We start from the raw sequence: 17,949 nt of genomic DNA on the forward strand, positions 1-17,949 counted from the left end.
AGCGGGAAGACGACTAAGAACGCAAAAGAGAGCGAAATGCTCTCTTTTTTTTGTTAAACATCCACGATAACGGGCAAGATCAACATCGCATCTTTCCTTTTCACGAAGGGGAAAGTGATTATGTACCGGATCAAGCCAATTTTGGAGAATAAACATCGACCAGGGAAAACATGATAAGTTTGTCCATAAACAAAAGCAGTGGAATGGAGGCTTCCAATGAATCCCTTTGCAAACAATAATCAAATCGCACAACAATTGGCCAAATGCGAGCAGCTCATTGCGCAACTGATCCAGCAGACACAACAAGCATCAGCCCAGTATCAACAGCTTTTGCAGCAAGAACAAAAAAATGCAATGGCGCTCGAACAAATTGCGCAAAGAGAGCATCAAGCGGCACATATGATTCAGACAGCACTTCAAGGACATGACATCGCCATTCAACAAATGCAGCAAATCGCCAACATTTGCAGGCAGGCGGGTCTGTCTGTCCATCAACCCGTCTCAAATGTCCCGCTGTCTTTGCAGCAACAAACACAAGGATACGGAAGCCAGCCGCAACATTAATCGCTGCGGGCAATCCCCTAAAGAGCACCGGGTTCCGAGCGCGGCGAATAAATGGCCTGTTTCAGGGCACAATGTGGGATGACTGAATTTGGAAAGGAGCCGTTTTCGGTGAAAACCAAACGATTGATTTTCCGCTTGTTCCTGCTGATTGCCATCGCGGCGCTCGTCGAGTGGTTCGTCTATGCGAAAAACGATGCACAGACGAATGTCATGGTAGAACAGCCGCAGGCTCACCAGGCTGCGCCTACGCTCCAGGTTACGCATACGCTCACGCAAGATGACCTGGAACTCAAGCTGGCTGTCACCAACTTTACCTTTTCTCTGGAGAACATGGGAAAAGAAAACAAGCAGGGAGAAGGCCATGTCCATCTGTACCTGGATGGGAAAAAAATCGCAAAAGTGTTTGAAGCAAGCTATGTCTTGAAAGACATCCCGAGCGGAAAGCACGAGATTACGGTCGAATTGGCCCACAACAACCACGAGTCGTATGGAGTATCCGAGCGCTTCAACATCGAGGTCAAGCCTTGATTCGCGTCCAAGCCTAAGTGGTCAGACTCCATAGAAAAAAGCCGACAGAAAAGCGCCAATGGCACTCGATTTGTCGGCTTTTTTCATTAGCGCATTTGCACTTTGACTTGCGCCTGTTGGTCAGGCAAGGCAATGACGAGCGTCGGATACGAGATCGCTTGCGTTTTCAGAGCACCAGGTGCTGGCGGCTGAACGCGAACGTGGACGGTGAAGCCGTGCGGGCCTGTCCGCTTGACCTGATCCGCTACAAGTCGGTACCCTCCCGTTGGCCGTTGTCCTGCGCTGATGACGACATACGCCTTGCCGTTCGCGCGCACGACCGTATGACCGCCATTTTTTCGCACGGTTTTCAATGCTTCCGTTACAGCAGGCGGGTACGGAGCGGCTACAGCTTCATACTCGGCTGCGAAAGGCGCAACCTCTTTTACTGCGGGCGCAGATGCGGTAGGATGGGATAGGGAAACCGATTGGGCACCTGTGACACAAAGCGAAGCTGCGAGCAACAAACTAGGGAATATATTCATCATCATTCTCCTTCCAATTGGTAAAAGTAATCGTGATGAGATCATGAAAACTGAGGTGACAGGAGTGCGTGTGAACGATTCGCTGGAATACCTGTCCGAAGCAACGAGACAAGCGATTCTAAACGAACAGACGAGGCGTTTTCGCCTTGACCAGGAACAGCAGGACTTGTCGTCCAGACTGTTGGATAGCGCGTTTATCAGCCGTGTCTGGCAAGAGGCTGATGAACTGGAAAGAACCGTCATCAAGCTGTTTCTTACCAAAGCGCCACGCGGCTTTTTCAGCAAACGGGCCTGGGAACGGGAAACGGCAAAAGAGCACAGACACTTGTCCATCGGTCTGACGAGGCTTCGACGACTGGGACTGATTTTGACTGTACGCAAAATGTGGAGTGAGATCGGTTATGTGATGCCGCAAGAAATTCGTGAGCAGCTGACCATGCAGTTGTTGCCACAATTGACTTCGGCCTATGTTTCTTTGTCAAAAACGCTCCCTTATTATATATCAGCCGGCAGAGGGATACATCTGGATCTTTTTGGGCTTCTGCTGTTCGTCCGCGATCAGCAAGTGCCCGTGACGCAAAAAGGGAGCATTCACCGCAGGGCAATGCAAAAAATGCTTCCGCTCCTGTCCATTGCGGACGAGCATGTGCAAGGCATCGCCCTCGCTCCGCTGGACAAAGAGCAGAGAGATGGCCTGGCGCTCACGATTGTCCTCGATCTGGCTTTCCGGCTGGGGCTAGTGATGCGCAAAGAGAAACAGCTTGTCCCAGACGCATACCAAATTCGCCAGTGGCTCAACCATTCTTCTCCCGAGCGATTTGAACAGCTGTATCAGTTGGTTGCGGACCAACTGCTGCCGCATGGCGATTGGTGGGATGCTTTTGCCCAGATGATGAGGCATGTTCCGCTTGATCAGTGGTGTTGCGTGGACGCGCAATTGCGCATGCTAGAGACAGCGGGTTTTGTCTTGCCAGAGGAGGCCGAAAAAGCGATTGTGGAGCAATGGCTGCACATTTTGCTCGGCATGGGCTGGATTCAGCTCGGAGCCGATGACGAGGAGCGCCTTTTCTGGCGATGGAACAGCTTGCCGCATTTGACGGCCGAAGAAGGCTGGTTTGTCGATCCGACCGGAGCACTGACGATTCCGCCGCTCGTGCCGCTGCGTGACGTGTGGGAGATCAGCGCATTTTGTCAGCTGACGTTTGAAGGCCAGTTGATCAGGGGCGAATTGCAAGCGGGAAAGCTCCAGTCGTATCTTGCTTCGGGGGGAACTAAGGAGCAGGTGATTGAAAAGCTGCGGAGCGGCTGTGCCCATCCATTGCCGGATAGCCTGGTCGAAGTGATCGGGCATTGGGCGAAGGCGGCTACGCAAATCCAATTGGAGCCGTTTTACCGCGTCCGTACCGCACATGGCGGATTTGTGGAGGAATGGCGGCAAATTCCTGACTTTCAGCCGTTTTTGCAGCACGTTTTGTCTCCGGCGGAATTTTTCATCCCACTCTCGCAAAAAAGGCAGCTGATCGACCTGCTCAAGCATTATGGCTACGAGCCGCATGTCGTCATGCAAACAGACGCTGTCGATGGGGAAGAAGACACGTTACCGGATGTGGCTGCAAGGGGGCTGCTTCTGATCGAACGGCCCTGGGATGGATACGCGATCGAAAATACGTTTCCTGCCCAAGATGAAGCCATGCCGCAGCTGGCGACATTGCCGAAAATGTGGACGCAGCATTTCCAGTCGTATCATCCGCAATCGCTGCGGGATTTGCTCAAGCGGGCGGCCGAGCTGCAACTGGAAGTAGAAATCCAGTTGACTGATCAGGAGCGGCTGCATGGACTGCCTGTGGAAGTCAAACTGGACATGGGCTATTGGGTCGTCTCCATCAGCGGTCCGCACGGCAAGCGCTCCTACAGGCTTGATGATCTGGGCCGAGTGCGCATTGTAGTGCCTGATTATCTGTACTAAGGGTGTAGATCGTGGTACAATCAGAAGGGACTAAAAGCTTTACGCCTTTAGTGTGAAAGGAGGTCTCGCCCTATGGAAGCAGTAGAGACTGTGGATATGGCCCAGTTGATTATGGAGTCGCATGAACTGTCCACCATGATCAATCAATCGCGCGAGGTCGTGCAATATTTGGAGGCCAAGCGTTGGATGGAGGCAGACGAAGAAGTACAGCGCCTTCTGGAGTTGTTTGAAAAGAAGAAGGAGCAGTATGAAGATGTACAACGGTTCGGGAAGTACCATCCCGATTACAACCATATATCAAAAGAAGTGCGCGAGCTGAAGCGGACGATTGAGCTTCGCGATTCCGTGCAGGCTTTCAAGCGGGCTGAGGACGCGCTGGATGAGTTGTTGTATCAGGTGAGCAGAACGATTGCCCACTCGGTATCTGACACCATCAAGGTGCCGAGCAACAATCCGTTTCTGGAAGCGCAGGGCAGTGGCTGCGGGACCGGGGGAAGCTGCGGTTGCAGCACGAAAAAGCTTTCCTGACAGGCAGTCACGCTTCGGCCTGTGGCGAGGACTTTTCACGCAACAGAAAACAGTCCTCGCACAGGTTGCCGCAGCAAAACTGCTTTTCGCTGGGCACCAGAAAGCGAAAACGGTAGACGTGCTGGTCGTCGCCTGAGCGCACATAAATGCACTCGGGCTTTAATTTGGTATGGGTGGTCAGTCGCTCCCCCGTTTCCATCAGCCGTTCAGTCAGGCGAGAAGCGGGGAGTGTGCTGCTTACATAAAAGAAGCGTTGGCCCGCATGCGTGCGCCAGCCGCTTTTTGTCACGATGCCTTCCTGGTGAAGCGCTTCCTCGAAGCTTCGATAAAAGCTAGTCAGCATAATGACCACAAATCCTTTCTGTATCGGGCGTTTACAGGTGATTATACCATGAAGGGAAAGGAGACCAACGGTTACATGAGAGAACGACGTCTTGGTGTTGCCGTGTGGGTAAAAAACACACGAGCGGCCAAAAATTTACGCAAATTTGGCACCATTCATTACATCTCCAAACGGCTGAACTACGTCTCCATGTACGTAGATGCGAATCTGCTGGACGAAACGATCCGCATCATGGAGAAACTGCATTTCGTGACCAAAATCGAGCGGTCCCATCGTCACGAGATTCCGGTGGAGTACAACAATGCAAGGCCGGACAAAGCGAAGGAATACGATTACAAACAGGAAAAAAACCAGGTGATGGCGCTGGCCGAGACAATGACGGCAGAAGAGGGAAGTCCAGCGACGGTCGGTTCGACATAAGTTGTTCACAAGCTGCCAGTTTTCGGCAGCTTTTTTCCTTTTGCCAAGGCAGTGTACATGGTATGCTAGATAAATAGGAAGACTCCAGGAGTAACGCTGATGAATGCGCTTTCAATACGCGTACATAGATCATGAGAGGAAAGGTGGGGGCGTACATACATGATTCATCTAGACATTAACTGCGACATGGCCGAATGCTTCAGCCGAGGACGACAATCAGAGGATTTGGGAATTATGAAATGGATCACCTCCGTCAACATTGCTTGCGGTTTGCACGCAGGTGATCCGCATCTCATATGCAGAACGATCGAGGCAGCGATCAAGCACGATGTAAAAATCGGAGCGCACCCTGGATACCCGGACATACAAGGCTTTGGACGACGCTCCATGAACCTGTCTGTGAACGAAGTATATGAGCTTGTTTTGTACCAGGTAGCGGCTTTGTCCGGCATGACACGCGCTTTGGGGGGAGAACTGCACCATGTCAAGCTGCACGGAGCGCTTTACAACGAAGCAGCAGAGCGTCCCGAGCTTGCCGAGGCGGTCGTCCAGGCGATTGCCGACATCGACGAGGAGCTGATCCTGTACGCGTTGTCCGGCAGCAAGCTGGTGGAAGCAGGGCTGGAGCATGGACTGCAAGTAGCCGAGGAAGTTTTCGCGGAACGGGCGTACATGCCGAATGGCCGTCTGGCTCCGCGCGAGTTGGAAGGCAGCGTGCTCATCAGCAAGGAAGAGCGGATGGAGCAGACGCGCCAGCTCGTGCTCAAGCAAAAAGTAACGACGGTCAATGGCGAGGTCATCGAGCTTGCAGCCGATACGCTTTGCGTCCATCATGAGAGTCACGACGTGCTGCAATTTTTGGTGGAAGTGCATAAATGGGCAAAGCAGAACGATGTGAAAATCGAGCCGATCACTGCCCGGTAAAAGTCATACTGGCAGCCATCCCGTAATAAAAGAAAGCCATACAGCAACGCCAACTCCTGCGATTCAGGAAGACGACGTTGCTGTATGGCTTTTTTGCGCGCTTGCTTCCACGATTCTCCCGTTTTCCATCAAAAGGATCGTATCTCCGAGCTTTTCCGCTTCGTCCCGGTCGTGGGTGACGAGCAGAAACGGAATGCCCCACATTTCGTGAAGCCGGAGCAATTCGTCCTGACATTGCTTGCGCGTGGCTGTATCCAGCGCGGAAAGCGGTTCATCCAGCAGCAAGATGTCCGGCTCCGTAGCGAGTGCCCGCACAAGCGCGACACGCTGCTTTTGCCCACCCGAAAGCTGGTGCGGGTACTTGTCCAGAAGATGATCGATTCCGACTGTCGTCAAAAGCGGTTCCAGATGCAGTTCGTGCCCTTTTCGCAGACCGTAGCGAATGTTTTGGGAAACGGTCATGTGCGGGAACAAGGCGTAATCCTGAAACAAGTAGCCAACGTTGCGCTTCTGCACGGCGAGCGGTTTTTGCCCCGCGCTGTAAAACGTGCGGCCGTTCAAGGAAATGTGCCCTCCATCGGGATGGACAAGCCCGGCTATGCTGTTCAAAATGGTCGTCTTGCCCGAACCGGATGGGCCGAAGAGGACGACAATCTCCTGTTCGGTTGAAAAGGAGACATCCAACACAAAATCTGGCAAGCGCTTCTGAATGTCTACTTCCAGCATGACGCTCTCCCTCCTGCCTTACTTTTGATTGGCGTACCTGCGCACGTTGCGTCGGCTCCACCAGTTGAGCCATAGGGTGGTGCCCATGCCGAGCGATACGATGATGACGACCCAAAACAGCGCTTTTTCCATTTGTCCGGCTTCCACGGCAAAATAGATGGCGACCGGAATCGTGTCCGTTTTTCCCGGGATGTAGCCTGCGAGCATCAGCGTGGCCCCAAATTCTCCCAAGCCGCGGGCAAACGACAGCACAAGTCCTGCCAAAAGCCCTGGCCAAGCCAGCGGGAAAGCGACGGTCCAAAAAACGCGCCACTCGGATGCGCCCATCGTGCGTGCGGCATTTTCCAGGCGTTGGTCGACTCCGGTAAAAGCTGCGGCGGCGCTCTGGTACATTAGCGGAAACGAGACGACGATCGAGGCGATCACCGCTCCCGACAGCGTAAAGACGACCTGGATACCGAACCACTGCTCAAGCAGTTGGCCCAAAAATCCGTTTTTTCCGAACAGCAACAGCAGACCGAAGCCGACAACAGTAGGGGGCAAGACGAGCGGGAGCAGGAAAAAAGACTCCAGCACGTTTTTGCCCCAAAATTCTTTTTGCGTCATCCAGCGCGCGCCAAGCATGCCAAGCACAAAAACAAAGGAGGTGGATAGCGCAGCCACTTTTAACGACAGCATCAAAGGTGTCAGATTCGTTTCCATATCGCTAACCCACCTTTTTTCTGCGAGAACGTCTCGACGTTTTTCATGAAATAGAATGTGACCGCTTGTGTGAATCACAAACGGTCATAAACTTTTGCTGCTTATTGGAATCCGTACTTCTGTAAGATCGCTTTTCCTTTGTCACTTGTCAAGTAGGCGAGGAAAGCTTTTGCTGCATCTGTATGTTTGGAAGCGCTGATGACCGCACCTGGATAGACGATTGGCTTGTGCCATTCCGGCTTCGCTGTAGCGAGTACCTTCACGTCTTTGGAGATCGCGGCGTCGCTGGAATAGACGATTCCGACTTCCGCATTTTTCGATTCCACGAAGGTCAGTACCTGACGAACGTCACTGCCGAATACCATGCGGCCGTTCAACGACTCCCACATTTTCAGCGTGTCCAGCGTTTCTTTGGCGTAACGTCCCGCTGGAACCGACTCAGGCTCACCGACAGCGATGTGCTTGATGTCTGGATTGTTCAGTTCTTCAAAAGAAGTAATCGCGATCGAGCTGTCTTTTCCCGCGATCAGGACGAGCGAGTTTTTCGTAAAGTCTTGGCGCGTGTCTTTGACAATCAGTTGTTTTTCGTCCAGTCCGTCCATGTCTTTTTTGCTGGCGGACAGGAAGACGTCGGAAGGAGCGCCTTGGGCAATTTGTGTCGCCAGTTTGCCAGAGCTGCCGAAGTTGAAAGTAAGGGTTGTTCCCGGATTTTCTGCTTCAAAGCCCGTTTTCAGTTCGTTCAGGGCATCTGTCAAGCTTGCCGCTGCGGAAATCATCAGCTCTGCCTGTGGAGCCTGTTGTTGTTGGCTGTTCTCTGTTTTGGCAGGCTCATTTGCCTGCGGAGCTGTTTGGGAAGTCGAACACGCGCCGAGCATCAGGGTAAATGCTGCGCATAAAGCGAGCCATTGCTTTTTCATCAAAACTAACCTCCAATGTGATGTTTCGTTATATTTAATTATAACTGGATATAAATAGATTATAGTTCCTATATGTGAATAATCAATTGCGATTTTACGAGAATTGAAAGAAAATGAAAGGAAAGAACCGAGCGGAGGCATGACATGAGCCATGAAAAGTCGTACACAACAGAAGAAATTGCCAAGCTTTTGCGCATCTCCAAACTGACCGTTTACGATCTGATTAAAAAAGGAGAACTGCCGGCTTATCGGGTCGGGAGACAGATGCGCGTGGACGAAAGCGACCTGGAGGCGTACAAAACGCGCGCCAAAGGGGGATACCGTGCGGCTGCGCAGCCGGTGGCGTACACGTTACCTGTGCCGGGGCAAGCGCAGCAGGCGCCGGGACAAGCCCAGCCGACAACCGGACGCAATGTCATCATCAGCGGTCAGGATGTCAGCCTCGACTTGCTTTCCAGCCATCTGGAAAAAAGCGATGCAGCGCTTCGTCCGCTGCGCTCCTACCAAGGCTCGCTGAACAGTCTGGTCGCCATGTATACAGGCAAAGCCGATATCGTCAGCACCCATTTGTTTGATGGCGAGACGATGGATTACAACGTTCCTTACGTCCGCCGTCTTTTATCCGGCCATCGCTTTGTCGTCGTTAACATGTTGGCTCGTTGGGCCGGCTTTTATGTGCAGCCTGGCAATCCGAAACAGCTTTTGTCCTGGACCGATCTGACCAAGTCCGGGGTGCGGATGGTCAACCGGGAAAAAGGATCGGGGGCACGCACGCTGATCGAGGAGCAGTTTCGGCTGGCGTCCATCACAGGGCGGGACGTGAATGGCTACGAGCGGGAGGAGAACAGCCATCTGGCTGTAGCGGGAGTGGTCGCACGCAAGGAAGCGGATGTGGGAGTGGGCATTGAAAAAGCGGCTCGCATGGTCGGCGTTGAGTTTGTTCCGCTGATCAAGGAACGATACGACCTCGTCATTCTCAAAACGGGGGAAAACGAGGCGCTGCTGAAAACGGTCATGGATATTCTCCACTCCGCTGCCTTTTCCAAGGAGCTTGAGGCAGTTGGCGGCTACGACCTGTCCCAAACGGGAAAAATCATGTACGAGACGTGGTAGCACACGGAGCCGTTCACCCTTGCTGTTGCGAGGGCGGACGGCTTTTTCTCGACAGAATCTCCTGAATTTCTACTCACCCTGCCCGTTATTTGCTACAATGGAACAAAACGGTACGACTGTTTTGTCGACCCGCAAGCGGTCTATCCTATCCATTACGATAAAAAACGCACGCTTGCAGCCGAGCGATTTTTGGGGGCTGTCATGAAGACTTTGCAAAAAACAAGCTTATTAGTATGCATCACCATTCTCGTCATGTTTGGCTCCATCGGGATCATCAGCTACTGGCCGCAGATCTCGGGCTTTTTTCAAACGAGCCAGGCGACCGTGGCAGAGCAGCCGGGGGTCGATCCGTTTTCCTACGATCCGCCGTTGCCTTCCCTTGTGAAAGACTTGCATCCCGTGTATAACATTCAAGCCGAGTTGCATACGTCGGAAGCAAAAATTACCGGAAAAATGACGATCGAATTTGACAATCCGGGAACAGCGGATGTACGCCTCTTCGTCTACGATTATTTGTGGAACAAGCTGGCAGTCAAATCGATTCGCTATAAAGACAAACCGCTTGCCTTTGAGCGGGGGCTGTCGACCGTCAAGCTGGCAAACCCGCTAGGCTCGGAATTGCGTGGAGCTATTGCCATTGAGTTCGAAAATCCGGTTCCGCGGAGAGGAACCAGGTTTGGTGTCAAGGATGACATTTGGACGTTGACGACGTGGTACCCGATGCTCGGTGCCCAAAATCAGCAAGGAAAGTGGTACGATCCGCCGCAACGCGTTGATTTTGGCGATCCGTTTGTCTACCATTACGCCGATTACAACGTGTCCTTTGTCTCGCCAAAAGGCTACAACTGGGTCAGTTCCTGGGGCAGAGGAAATGCGAAAGCGATTGATGGCAGCAAGCAGCAAATTCATTACGAGGGCAAAAAGCTGTTGAATTTCGCCTTGATCGGCAGTCCGCTGTACCAGGTGGAAACCGTTCAGATTACTCCAAACCTGTCTGTTGATATCGCGTCTGTAGACAAAGGAAACATCGAGCGGATCAAGGCGATCGCCGGATCGGTCTTTCCGACGTACACCGACTGGTACGGGCCGCTTCCTTATCCGCATGTTGCCATCGCGGAGACGAGCACGGGGACAACTTATGCGATGGAATACGCCAATCTCGCCGTGTTCAAGCGCGACATGTACCAGCGCAATCTGATTGACCACTGGCTTCCGCATGAGATTGCCCATCTGTGGTGGTATAACAGCGTAGCGACATTGGAAGCGTCTCACGGCTGGCTGGACGAGGGGCTTGTGGAGCTGAGCGTGTACCACTATTTGCAAAATCGGTACGGGGCGCAATCGGCAACGACCTTGCTGGAAGAGTACAGTCATGACGCCCGCCGTTTGCAGGAGCGCTATCCGGACGGCAAGCTGGACAAGCCGTTGCAGAAGTTCGCCACGGAAGAAGAATTTCATTGGACGTGGTACTCCCGAGGTGCCCTTTTGTTCGACCATTTGCGCAAGCAGATCGGGGATGACGCCTACAAGCGTTTTCTCCACCGTGTCCAGCAAAATTACCACGGCAGCGTGATCGGGGCAGAGCATCTGGATCAGGCGCTGGGCCAGACGTTGCAAGGCGAGGCTTCATACTTCGTCACGGCAACGAAAAAATCGAACCGCGAGGGCATGGGAACGGTTCAGCTGGAGCCGTATATTACGACTGTCATCAACAATATGAGCTACTATCCGTCCATTTCGGCGCGGGCAACGGGCGGCACGGTGTATTTCCCGTTGCGCGAGCTGGGGGAAAAGATGGGGCTTGCCATTAGCTGGGACAAGGAAAAACAAATGATCCGCATCACGGGCAACGGCTACGAGGTGTACGTAAAAGAACGCGAGCGTTTTGCCATTCGCGACGGCAAGAAGCTCGATCTCGGCCATCCGCTGATGGAGATCAAGGAGCGGACGATGGTGCCGCTGTCGTTTTTCGCGACGATTCTGGAATTTGATACCCAGTACAATCCCGATGAGAGAACAGTCAAAATACAAACGCGCAGATCGAGTGGAAAGGTGTCGGAAACAAAATGAAAAACCTGATTTTGGTCGGTTTTATGGGAACAGGCAAGACGACCGTTGGCGCTGCGCTGGCCGCTTCTTTGGGGCTTGCGCATACAGACCTGGACACCGCCATCGTGGATAAGGAAGGCCGCTCGATCCCAAAGCTCTTCGAAGAGCGAGGAGAAACTTATTTTCGCGATGTGGAGTCGGCTGAGCTGTCCAGGCTGCTGAATGAAGGGCCGCAAGTGCTGACAACGGGCGGAGGGGTCGTCCTGCGCGAGCAAAATGTAAAAGTCATGCTGGAACGAGGAATCGTCATCGCCCTGCATGCAACCGTAGAAGAACTGATACGACGGCTGAAAAACGACACAGCTCGTCCTTTGCTTGCCACAGGGGTGGCAGAACGGGTGACGGCGCTCATGGCAGAACGCGCAGGAGCGTACGATTTTGCCCCGATTCAGGTGGATACGACCGGAAAAAGCCTGGAAGCAATCGTGGAGGAAATTAAGCAGCGCGTGGTTGAAAGCACAGAAGACGGGAAACAATAAAAAGGACAGCGCTTTTGCCGGTGAACGACGGCGTGCATCTGCGAGTACGAAGGAGGTCACGTGCGATGTCCTTTCAAGAATATTTGAAGTACCTGACGAAATTGTTTGTGCAGTACATGGATACTCCAAAAGACGAACGGCGTCAGCGAAAGGCTCCACGTGAGCCTTGGTCTGCACGCTGGTTTGGGGCAATTCCCATGGCGATCCGGCTGTTGTGGCGCAAATAATCCTACACCATGGTAAGCGGACGGAGGGTGCGTGCGTATGGCGAGAGTAGCGGTAGAAAACTCCCTTTCTCAAATTCGCAAAATGCTGTGCGATAACGGCTACGATGTGGTTGATTTGGGAAACTGGCAGCAAGTGGTCGATGCGATCGTGATCACTGGCCAGGATGTGAACGTTCTTGGCGATCAAAACAAGACGATTACGGGTGCGCCGATAATCAATGCGGAGGGCATGACAGCCGCGGAAGTTTTCCACGCCGTGCATGAACGCCTTTCTCCAACAGATCATCACTGATCGAAAAAATGGCGTCCGACGGCGCAAACAACGAAAAAACAAGCTCTTCTGCACGCTGGCAGGGGAGCTTGTTTTTTATGCATTTGATACATTGCGAAGCGTGTGTCAGCTTTGAGGCGGCCGCACCTGCGGGCTGGATACGTAAAATTTGCCGATCTTGTCAGCGTAGACGTAAGGGATAAAGCGCAGTCCTTCATCCCAGACCCCCACATAGGCAGATTGGTCGTTCCACAAATGGAGCGAGCCGACAGCGTAAGGAGCCAGCACCTGGGCGTGGTACAAGGAAACAGTGAGGGTAACTGACGCGTTGTTTTGCTGTTGCCACAGCTCTGACCACGTAACGGCGCTGCCGCGTTGCATTTGGTTGAACCAGCCGATCTGGTCGAACGGGTCTGTCTGCGCCGATTGCAAAGTGCGGGTCTGGGTCAGTTTTTGTCCTGTCTGCACCAGATTTTGCAGCACGGTTGGTTCGTTGGCTGCAAACGAAGCGGGATAAGCTTCGCCTGTTTTGGCGTTCACCATTTGCGCCGAAGACTGGCGGGCAATCAGCCAGTGGGAAGCGAATCCGTCGTAGACTGGCTCAGCGGCAATTTCCCGGGGAGCGAAGGCATCGTCGAACAAAATGTATTCCCCGACGCCGTATTCGAGCAAGACGAATTTTTCCGGGACATTCGATTCGACTGTTTCTCCGACGACCAGATAGCCTACTTGCTTGTCGGCTTTTTTGATGCTGACCAGCCATTGATGCTGGTTCGGGCCGAGCGTCTGTACTTCTGTATCAGCTTTTTGCCACTCTTTGAATTGCGGATCACGGCTTGCGAGCTCTTTCATCCAGGTCTGGATTTGAGCCTGAAACGCTTTTTCCCAGCCGCCTTGCTCCTCGGCATGAACGGGCCAGGAGATCAATACGAAAGACAAGAGGACCCCGAGAAAGGGCAGAAATCGTCTGGTCACAAACATGCACCACCTTTTGCGCTGGCTATCCTATTCCTATTGTAACCAGCTATGACAAAAAGATTTGTTGCAACTTGTCACTCCTCTCACACTACTTCTCGTTGATCTTTTACATGATTCGCCCGTTTGCGGGAAGATGGCGCACTGTTTTTGCGCCAGAAAGCTTTTGAACAGGCGGGTTCGAGTGCAAGTAAAACAGCCCGCCGTTAATGAAGTGAACCTCGATGCGGGGTTCATACTGCCAGCGCAGCTCGTCCATTCGCCGCTGTTTTTCTTCTTCCGGCGTGCTTTTTTTCCACTCTTCCTGATTGATTTCTTCCCGTGGTGTCACCTGAATGCCATTCGCACGTAAAAAGTCGAGGATTCGTCCGCCAGATGAGCGGTATTCGTCAATGGTTTGCGTTGCTTCGACAACAGGCTCCGCGACAGGAGGAGCTTCTGTTTGCGGGAGGGGAACGATGGCTTGCGCTGCTTGCGGCTCCTCGGCTTTTTCCGCTTCTTCGTCGTCCGCATCAGCCTGCTCTGCTTGCGGCTCCCGCTTCGCCAGTTCTTCGTAGTAGGCGGCGAGAATGTCCAGTTCTTCCGCCAAGCGGGCTTTTGCCTCGGCAGCCCACGCCTGGTCTTCCTTGGCGATGACCGCTTCGGCTTCCTGGCGAGCCATCTGGAGCGCATCCTCTACGGAAATTTTCCGATCAAGCGTATAGAAATAGTCCGGGATGGCCGGGGAGAGCGGCAACTGAAACAAGTACGTCGAAAAGTCGTGCACGACCCGCGGCTGGTGCAGGTTGACCCCGAGGTAGAGCATGAGATCGCGCCGCTTGTCGCACAGAAACGACACTTTTAGATTGATGCCCAGCCACGGAACGAGCGGCGTAGAACGGCGTTTGCCCGTGGCGGGGAGCGAAGCGGTATTTTGCTCGTACATGCAGACGAATTGACCGTGCTTTTTCGCCGAGGCAAAAATTTGCTGCATGCGCCCGGCGCCGAGGTGCAGGTGTTCGGCACGCAGCCCATCCGGCATGCGGTCGGGATGAAAGGCGAAGGTGAGCACGAGCGGCTGGTACGCCAGATTCATTTTGTCGACCCAGCTCCAGTAAAAAGGCCGGTTGCCGATATCTTTGTCGACCTCGACAGGCAGCTTGACCGTCAAGTAGTCGGGGTGGGATTCGACGATGTGAGCAGAAAAAGTCGCGAGATAGCGCTCTACGAATTGCCTGACCTGGTTGGCTTGCATCAGGGAACCTCTTTTCTTGTTGGCTAGTTGGGGGCATCCAGACTACTGCTCGGCGGCTTCCGAGAGAGCAGGGGCGACGTGCGGCTGGCGGCTTGCGCGAATCGCGTGCCCCATGTTGTCCAGCTTCAAAGCCATTTCGCGCGTGGATGCGGAGTCCATAATAATTTGCGTCAAGTTTTCTTCCAGCGAGGAACTCAGGTTGAGGCGTTCGACGATATCATCGAGTTCGCCGATGACCATTTCAAACAGATCGATTTTTTCGTACAGCAGTTTGAGAATATGTTCTTCGATCGTCCCGACCGTGGACAGATTGTAAATGTGCACATCCCGCTTTTGCCCGAGACGGTGAACGCGGCCGATTCGCTGTTCGACACGCATCGGGTTCCACGGCATGTCGTAGTTGATCACCTGATTGCAAAATTGCAGGTTGATCCCTTCGCCGCCTGCTTCTGTCGCGATCAGCACTTGTGCGCGGTTTTGAAACAGATCGGTCATCCAGTCTTTTTTGCTGCGCTTGAAGCCGCCGCGAAACGGCACAGAGGTAATTCCGTGGTCATGCAAATATTTTTGCAAGTAATTTTGCGTGGCCCGATATTCGGTGAAAACGATCACTTTGTCGTTGATCTGCTGAATCAGCTCGACCGTTTTGGCGGCCTTGGAATGCGTTTCGATCCGCTTGATCATCTCCACCAGTTCCAGTATTTGCGCCCGCAGCAAAGACTCCTCGCTGGTGCGTTGATGCATGTTGTACAGCGTCATGAAGGAGGCTTCCTTGCTGGAGCAAACCTCGCGCTGGAGCGTGATGAGAGCGAGCGAATTGAACAGCCCGGTTCCCGTCTTGTACTGATCGTGGACAAAGCGCGTGACGCCCTCGTACAGCTCCATCTCCTCCTGCGTCAGCTCGATGGGAATCGACTGCACGCGGCGGCTGGTGAACTGGATGCCGCCGTCGCTTCGCTTGTTGCGAATCATGACCTTTTCGATTTCTTCGCGCAATTTTTCGCTGTTTTTCGATTGGCGCTTTCCCTCGACGTAATTGGTGGAAAACGACGTCGAGTGGCCCAGATGCCCCGGTTTGAGCAAATTGATCAGGTTGTACAGCTCGTCCATCTCGTTCTGGATAGGGGTGGCGGTGAGCAGCAAACAGTATTTTTTGCGAATTTCCTTCACGAATTGATAGTTTCGGGTTCGCTTGTTTTTGAGCTTGTGCGCTTCGTCGATAATGAGCATGTCGTAGTCGATATCAAGCACATGGCGGCGATGCGGGTCGCGTTTGGCCGTGTCGATGGAGGCGACGACGACTTCGTGCTGACGCCACATGTACTCTTTTTTTTGCGCGACGGCAGGAATGCCGAATTTTTGTTGCAGTTCTTTTGTCCACTGAATGACGAGAGAGGCGGGAACGAGGACGAGAATTTTTTTCGCCAAGCCTCTGACCATGTATTCTTTCATGATCAACCCTGCCTCGATGGTCTTGCCCAATCCGACTTCATCCGCGAGAATCGCGCGGCCGCGCATGTCATTCAGCACGCGTTCCGCCGTCTGGAGCTGATGGGGAAAAGGCGAGAGCAGCGGCAAGTAGTTCAGGCATTGCAAAGAATCGAACTCGCGAACCGCCATCGCTTCTTCTGCTTCCAGCGCCAGCTTGAACAGCTCCCACTTGTCCCATGGACCATCTTCGTGCAGCCGCTCGGTCAGCGGCGATATCCAGCTCGTGTCAAATGAAACAGGAACATTCGGCATATACGTTACTCCTTTACACAGCTCTGCCATAACTTTCATGCGTTTTAACAAAAAACTTAACATTATGGGTAATGTTCATCACTTTGTTAAGTATTTCTTGATCTGACTGTTAATTTGCATATTTTCAACTGTCGACTCTCATGGTAGGATATAGAGGAAGTTCGTTCATTAGTATGGAAATCATAGCAAAAACTTATGTATGACCATCTAACCAACGCGAATGATAGTAGCAGGGAGAGACTGCGTGAACCACTGCAGCGCCGAAGGAGCAAGCCGGTAACGGTGAATCTCTCAGGCAAAAGAACCTCTACTGGACGCAACTCTGGAGAGAGCTCGCATGTCGAGCCACCAAAGGGGAAACTTGCAAGCCCGGTGATCCCCGCCGAGCTTGATTGGCAAGGTAACTCTCAGGTACCAAGGACAGAGGAGGAGAAATGGGCACCTTTCTTTTGGTGTACCCGTTTTTTCGCCTCTGTTTTTTCATGGGGAAAAATGCCGACTATCTGCCTTTAGGAGGTGCCACACATGTCCAATCTGAAAAGAACGCCACTGTTTGATTCCTATGCAAAATACGGCGCCAAAACAATCGACTTCGGCGGTTGGGAGCTGCCTGTACAGTTTTCCAGCATTGGTCAGGAGCATGAAGCTGTTCGCACGAAAGCAGGTTTGTTTGATGTATCCCACATGGGAGAGGTGGACGTAAAAGGCGAGAGCGCGCTCGAATACTTGCAGCGCGTGACAACCAACGACGTTTCCAAGCTGGCAGTGGGACAAGCTCAATACAGCGTGCTTTGCTACCCGGACGGCGGTACGGTCGACGATTTGCTCGTTTACAAATACGCAGACGACCATTACCTGCTTGTCATCAACGCTGGCAATATTGACAAAGACTATGCATGGCTGCAGGAGCACCTGATTCCGGGCGTCACGATCGAAAATATCTCGCCGCAAACGGCGCAGATTGCGATCCAGGGGCCTTTGGCTGAATCGATTTTGCAAAAGCTGACCCAAACGGATCTGTCCCAAATCGGCTTTTTCCGTTTTGAGCGCGATGTAGAGGTTAGCGGTATTCCGGCATTGGTATCCCGTACAGGCTACACGGGCGAAGATGGCTTCGAGATTTACCTGGCTGCGGATCGTGCGGCAGAGCTGTGGGACGCCCTGCTTGAAGCAGGCAAAGAAGACGGTCTGGTTGCTTGCGGACTGGGGGCGCGTGACACGCTGCGCTTTGAAGCCAAGCTGCCACTGTACGGTCAGGAACTGAGCAAGGACATTACACCGATCGAAGCGGGTATCGGCTTCGCGGTGAAGGTAGATAAAGCAGTGCCGTTCATCGGCCAAGAGGTGTTGAAAGCGCAAAAAGAAAACGGCGCGCCTCGCAAGCTGGTAGGGATCGAGATGATCGATCGCGGCATTCCGCGCACGCACTATCCGGTCTATGTCGGAGAAGAGCTGGTAGGAGAAGTGACCACAGGGACACAATCCCCGACCTTGAAGAAAAACGTTGGTCTGGCCCTGGTCAAAAGCGAGCACACGGCGATTGGCACAGAGGTTGAAGTGGAAATTCGCGGAAAACGACTGAAAGCTGTTGTTGTTGCCGCTCCTTTTTATAAACGTGCGAAATAACCAAGCATAAGCCCACAATACATCCTATTT

At 53.0% G+C, this 17,949-nt stretch carries 20 protein-coding genes and 1 riboswitch; of the genes, 12 read left to right on the top strand and 8 right to left on the bottom strand.

The genetic code is table 11. The features are described 5' to 3' along the window. Window positions 1–216 precede the first annotated feature (216 nt). Together HP435_RS11790 and HP435_RS11795 are read left to right on the top strand one after the other, a co-directional pair. Window positions 217–564, top strand: coding sequence for an AMP-dependent synthetase and ligase (locus tag HP435_RS11790; RefSeq protein ID WP_122965803.1), 348 nt, complete (start codon window positions 217–219; stop codon window positions 562–564). Window positions 565–672: 108 nt separating this feature from the next. Further along, on the top strand, window positions 673–1,092 hold the full coding sequence (locus HP435_RS11795; RefSeq protein ID WP_007785265.1) for a hypothetical protein: 420 nt from the start codon (window positions 673–675) through the stop codon (window positions 1,090–1,092). 86 nt (window positions 1,093–1,178) lie between these two features. On the opposite strand, the gene HP435_RS11800 is transcribed toward HP435_RS11795, so the two are convergent. Then, window positions 1,179–1,619, bottom strand: coding sequence for a protease complex subunit PrcB family protein (locus HP435_RS11800; RefSeq protein ID WP_035317423.1), 441 nt, complete (start codon window positions 1,617–1,619; stop codon window positions 1,179–1,181). 67 nt (window positions 1,620–1,686) lie between these two features. On the opposite strand from HP435_RS11800, the gene HP435_RS11805 reads away from it, so the two are divergent. After that, the gene (locus HP435_RS11805) at window positions 1,687–3,582 is read left to right on the top strand and encodes a hypothetical protein (protein WP_229049900.1); all 1,896 of its coding nucleotides are present in this window, start codon (window positions 1,687–1,689) and stop codon (window positions 3,580–3,582) included. 72 nt (window positions 3,583–3,654) lie between these two features. Further along, the gene (locus HP435_RS11810; RefSeq protein WP_007785272.1) at window positions 3,655–4,110 is read left to right on the top strand and encodes a YlbF/YmcA family competence regulator; all 456 of its coding nucleotides are present in this window, start codon (window positions 3,655–3,657) and stop codon (window positions 4,108–4,110) included. A 7-nt stretch (window positions 4,111–4,117) separates the two neighbouring features. Here HP435_RS11810 and HP435_RS11815 read toward each other — a convergent pair whose 3' ends face one another. Continuing rightward, the gene (locus tag HP435_RS11815; protein ID WP_007785273.1) at window positions 4,118–4,453 is read right to left on the bottom strand and encodes a hypothetical protein; all 336 of its coding nucleotides are present in this window, start codon (window positions 4,451–4,453) and stop codon (window positions 4,118–4,120) included. Window positions 4,454–4,528: 75 nt separating this feature from the next. Between HP435_RS11815 and HP435_RS11820 the strand changes: the two genes are divergently transcribed. Then, window positions 4,529–4,873, top strand: a complete 345-nt coding sequence (locus HP435_RS11820; RefSeq protein ID WP_007785275.1) for a YlbG family protein — start codon at window positions 4,529–4,531, stop codon at window positions 4,871–4,873. Between the two features lie 159 nt (window positions 4,874–5,032). Further along, the gene (locus HP435_RS11825; RefSeq protein WP_007785277.1) at window positions 5,033–5,797 is read left to right on the top strand and encodes a 5-oxoprolinase subunit PxpA; all 765 of its coding nucleotides are present in this window, start codon (window positions 5,033–5,035) and stop codon (window positions 5,795–5,797) included. A 63-nt stretch (window positions 5,798–5,860) separates the two neighbouring features. On the opposite strand, the gene HP435_RS11830 is transcribed toward HP435_RS11825, so the two are convergent. The 3 genes from HP435_RS11830 to modA form a co-directional block, all read right to left on the bottom strand. Then, complete coding sequence (locus HP435_RS11830) at window positions 5,861–6,523, bottom strand: sulfate/molybdate ABC transporter ATP-binding protein (protein ID WP_007785279.1); 663 nt, start codon at window positions 6,521–6,523, stop codon at window positions 5,861–5,863. An 18-nt stretch (window positions 6,524–6,541) separates the two neighbouring features. Further along, on the bottom strand, window positions 6,542–7,225 hold the full coding sequence (gene modB, locus HP435_RS11835) for a molybdate ABC transporter permease subunit (protein WP_007785281.1): 684 nt from the start codon (window positions 7,223–7,225) through the stop codon (window positions 6,542–6,544). Between the two features lie 101 nt (window positions 7,226–7,326). Beyond that, window positions 7,327–8,142 carry a molybdate ABC transporter substrate-binding protein gene (gene modA / locus HP435_RS11840; protein ID WP_007785283.1) on the bottom strand — a complete coding sequence of 272 codons (816 nt, stop codon included), beginning with the start codon at window positions 8,140–8,142 and terminating at the stop codon, window positions 7,327–7,329. Between the two features lie 144 nt (window positions 8,143–8,286). On the opposite strand from modA, the gene HP435_RS11845 reads away from it, so the two are divergent. From HP435_RS11845 to HP435_RS11865, 5 genes are all read left to right on the top strand, one after another. Next, window positions 8,287–9,255 carry a helix-turn-helix transcriptional regulator gene (locus HP435_RS11845; RefSeq protein WP_173595751.1) on the top strand — a complete coding sequence of 323 codons (969 nt, stop codon included), beginning with the start codon at window positions 8,287–8,289 and terminating at the stop codon, window positions 9,253–9,255. Between the two features lie 201 nt (window positions 9,256–9,456). Further along, window positions 9,457–11,325: a stalk domain-containing protein gene (locus tag HP435_RS11850; RefSeq protein ID WP_173595752.1), complete on the top strand. Its 1,869-nt coding sequence runs from the start codon at window positions 9,457–9,459 to the stop codon at window positions 11,323–11,325. Further along, window positions 11,322–11,843, top strand: a complete 522-nt coding sequence (locus HP435_RS11855; RefSeq protein WP_173595753.1) for a shikimate kinase — start codon at window positions 11,322–11,324, stop codon at window positions 11,841–11,843. Before HP435_RS11850 ends, HP435_RS11855 begins: the two co-directional genes overlap by 4 nt. 65 nt (window positions 11,844–11,908) lie before the next feature. Further along, the gene (locus tag HP435_RS11860) at window positions 11,909–12,070 is read left to right on the top strand and encodes a YqzE family protein (protein ID WP_083955784.1); all 162 of its coding nucleotides are present in this window, start codon (window positions 11,909–11,911) and stop codon (window positions 12,068–12,070) included. A 37-nt stretch (window positions 12,071–12,107) separates the two neighbouring features. Next, a complete protein-coding gene (locus tag HP435_RS11865; protein ID WP_063230799.1) occupies window positions 12,108–12,362 on the top strand; it encodes a YkuS family protein in 255 nt (84 codons plus the stop codon). Between the two features lie 105 nt (window positions 12,363–12,467). Here HP435_RS11865 and HP435_RS11870 read toward each other — a convergent pair whose 3' ends face one another. The 3 genes from HP435_RS11870 to HP435_RS11880 all read right to left on the bottom strand — a co-directional run bounded on the left by HP435_RS11870 (window position 12,468) and on the right by HP435_RS11880 (window position 16,293). After that, a complete protein-coding gene (locus HP435_RS11870; RefSeq protein WP_173599164.1) occupies window positions 12,468–13,316 on the bottom strand; it encodes a hypothetical protein in 849 nt (282 codons plus the stop codon). Window positions 13,317–13,425: 109 nt separating this feature from the next. Next, window positions 13,426–14,550 carry a YqhG family protein gene (locus HP435_RS11875; protein WP_173599163.1) on the bottom strand — a complete coding sequence of 375 codons (1,125 nt, stop codon included), beginning with the start codon at window positions 14,548–14,550 and terminating at the stop codon, window positions 13,426–13,428. 42 nt (window positions 14,551–14,592) lie between these two features. Continuing rightward, a complete protein-coding gene (locus HP435_RS11880; RefSeq protein ID WP_173599162.1) occupies window positions 14,593–16,293 on the bottom strand; it encodes a DEAD/DEAH box helicase in 1,701 nt (566 codons plus the stop codon). A 220-nt stretch (window positions 16,294–16,513) separates the two neighbouring features. After that, a riboswitch (glycine riboswitch) is annotated at window positions 16,514–16,610 on the top strand. A 208-nt stretch (window positions 16,611–16,818) separates the two neighbouring features. Between HP435_RS11880 and gcvT the strand changes: the two genes are divergently transcribed. Next, window positions 16,819–17,919, top strand: coding sequence for a glycine cleavage system aminomethyltransferase GcvT (gene gcvT, locus HP435_RS11885; RefSeq protein ID WP_122965811.1), 1,101 nt, complete (start codon window positions 16,819–16,821; stop codon window positions 17,917–17,919). Window positions 17,920–17,949 lie beyond the last annotated feature (30 nt).

This window comes from Brevibacillus sp. HD3.3A (genome assembly GCF_013284375.2).
Taxonomy (GTDB): domain Bacteria; phylum Bacillota; class Bacilli; order Brevibacillales; family Brevibacillaceae; genus Brevibacillus; species Brevibacillus parabrevis.

Excerpts from the sequence above, each read along its gene's own strand:
- HP435_RS11800 (WP_035317423.1), bottom strand. The coding sequence starts at position 1,619 with ATGATGAATATATTCCCTAGTTTGTTGCTCGCAGCTTCGCTTTGTGTC.
- HP435_RS11845 (WP_173595751.1), top strand. The coding sequence starts at position 8,287 with ATGAGCCATGAAAAGTCGTACACAACAGAAGAAATTGCCAAGCTTTTG.
- HP435_RS11860 (WP_083955784.1), top strand. The coding sequence starts at position 11,909 with ATGTCCTTTCAAGAATATTTGAAGTACCTGACGAAATTGTTTGTGCAG.
- modA (WP_007785283.1), bottom strand. The coding sequence starts at position 8,142 with ATGAAAAAGCAATGGCTCGCTTTATGCGCAGCATTTACCCTGATGCTC.
- HP435_RS11830 (WP_007785279.1), bottom strand. The coding sequence starts at position 6,523 with ATGCTGGAAGTAGACATTCAGAAGCGCTTGCCAGATTTTGTGTTGGAT.
- gcvT (WP_122965811.1), top strand. The coding sequence starts at position 16,819 with ATGTCCAATCTGAAAAGAACGCCACTGTTTGATTCCTATGCAAAATAC.
- HP435_RS11815 (WP_007785273.1), bottom strand. The coding sequence starts at position 4,453 with ATGCTGACTAGCTTTTATCGAAGCTTCGAGGAAGCGCTTCACCAGGAA.
- HP435_RS11880 (WP_173599162.1), bottom strand. The coding sequence starts at position 16,293 with ATGCCGAATGTTCCTGTTTCATTTGACACGAGCTGGATATCGCCGCTG.
- HP435_RS11850 (WP_173595752.1), top strand. The coding sequence starts at position 9,457 with ATGAAGACTTTGCAAAAAACAAGCTTATTAGTATGCATCACCATTCTC.
- HP435_RS11865 (WP_063230799.1), top strand. The coding sequence starts at position 12,108 with ATGGCGAGAGTAGCGGTAGAAAACTCCCTTTCTCAAATTCGCAAAATG.
- HP435_RS11825 (WP_007785277.1), top strand. The coding sequence starts at position 5,033 with ATGATTCATCTAGACATTAACTGCGACATGGCCGAATGCTTCAGCCGA.
- HP435_RS11810 (WP_007785272.1), top strand. The coding sequence starts at position 3,655 with ATGGAAGCAGTAGAGACTGTGGATATGGCCCAGTTGATTATGGAGTCG.
- HP435_RS11820 (WP_007785275.1), top strand. The coding sequence starts at position 4,529 with ATGAGAGAACGACGTCTTGGTGTTGCCGTGTGGGTAAAAAACACACGA.
- HP435_RS11875 (WP_173599163.1), bottom strand. The coding sequence starts at position 14,550 with ATGCAAGCCAACCAGGTCAGGCAATTCGTAGAGCGCTATCTCGCGACT.
- HP435_RS11855 (WP_173595753.1), top strand. The coding sequence starts at position 11,322 with ATGAAAAACCTGATTTTGGTCGGTTTTATGGGAACAGGCAAGACGACC.
- HP435_RS11790 (WP_122965803.1), top strand. The coding sequence starts at position 217 with ATGAATCCCTTTGCAAACAATAATCAAATCGCACAACAATTGGCCAAA.
- modB (WP_007785281.1), bottom strand. The coding sequence starts at position 7,225 with ATGGAAACGAATCTGACACCTTTGATGCTGTCGTTAAAAGTGGCTGCG.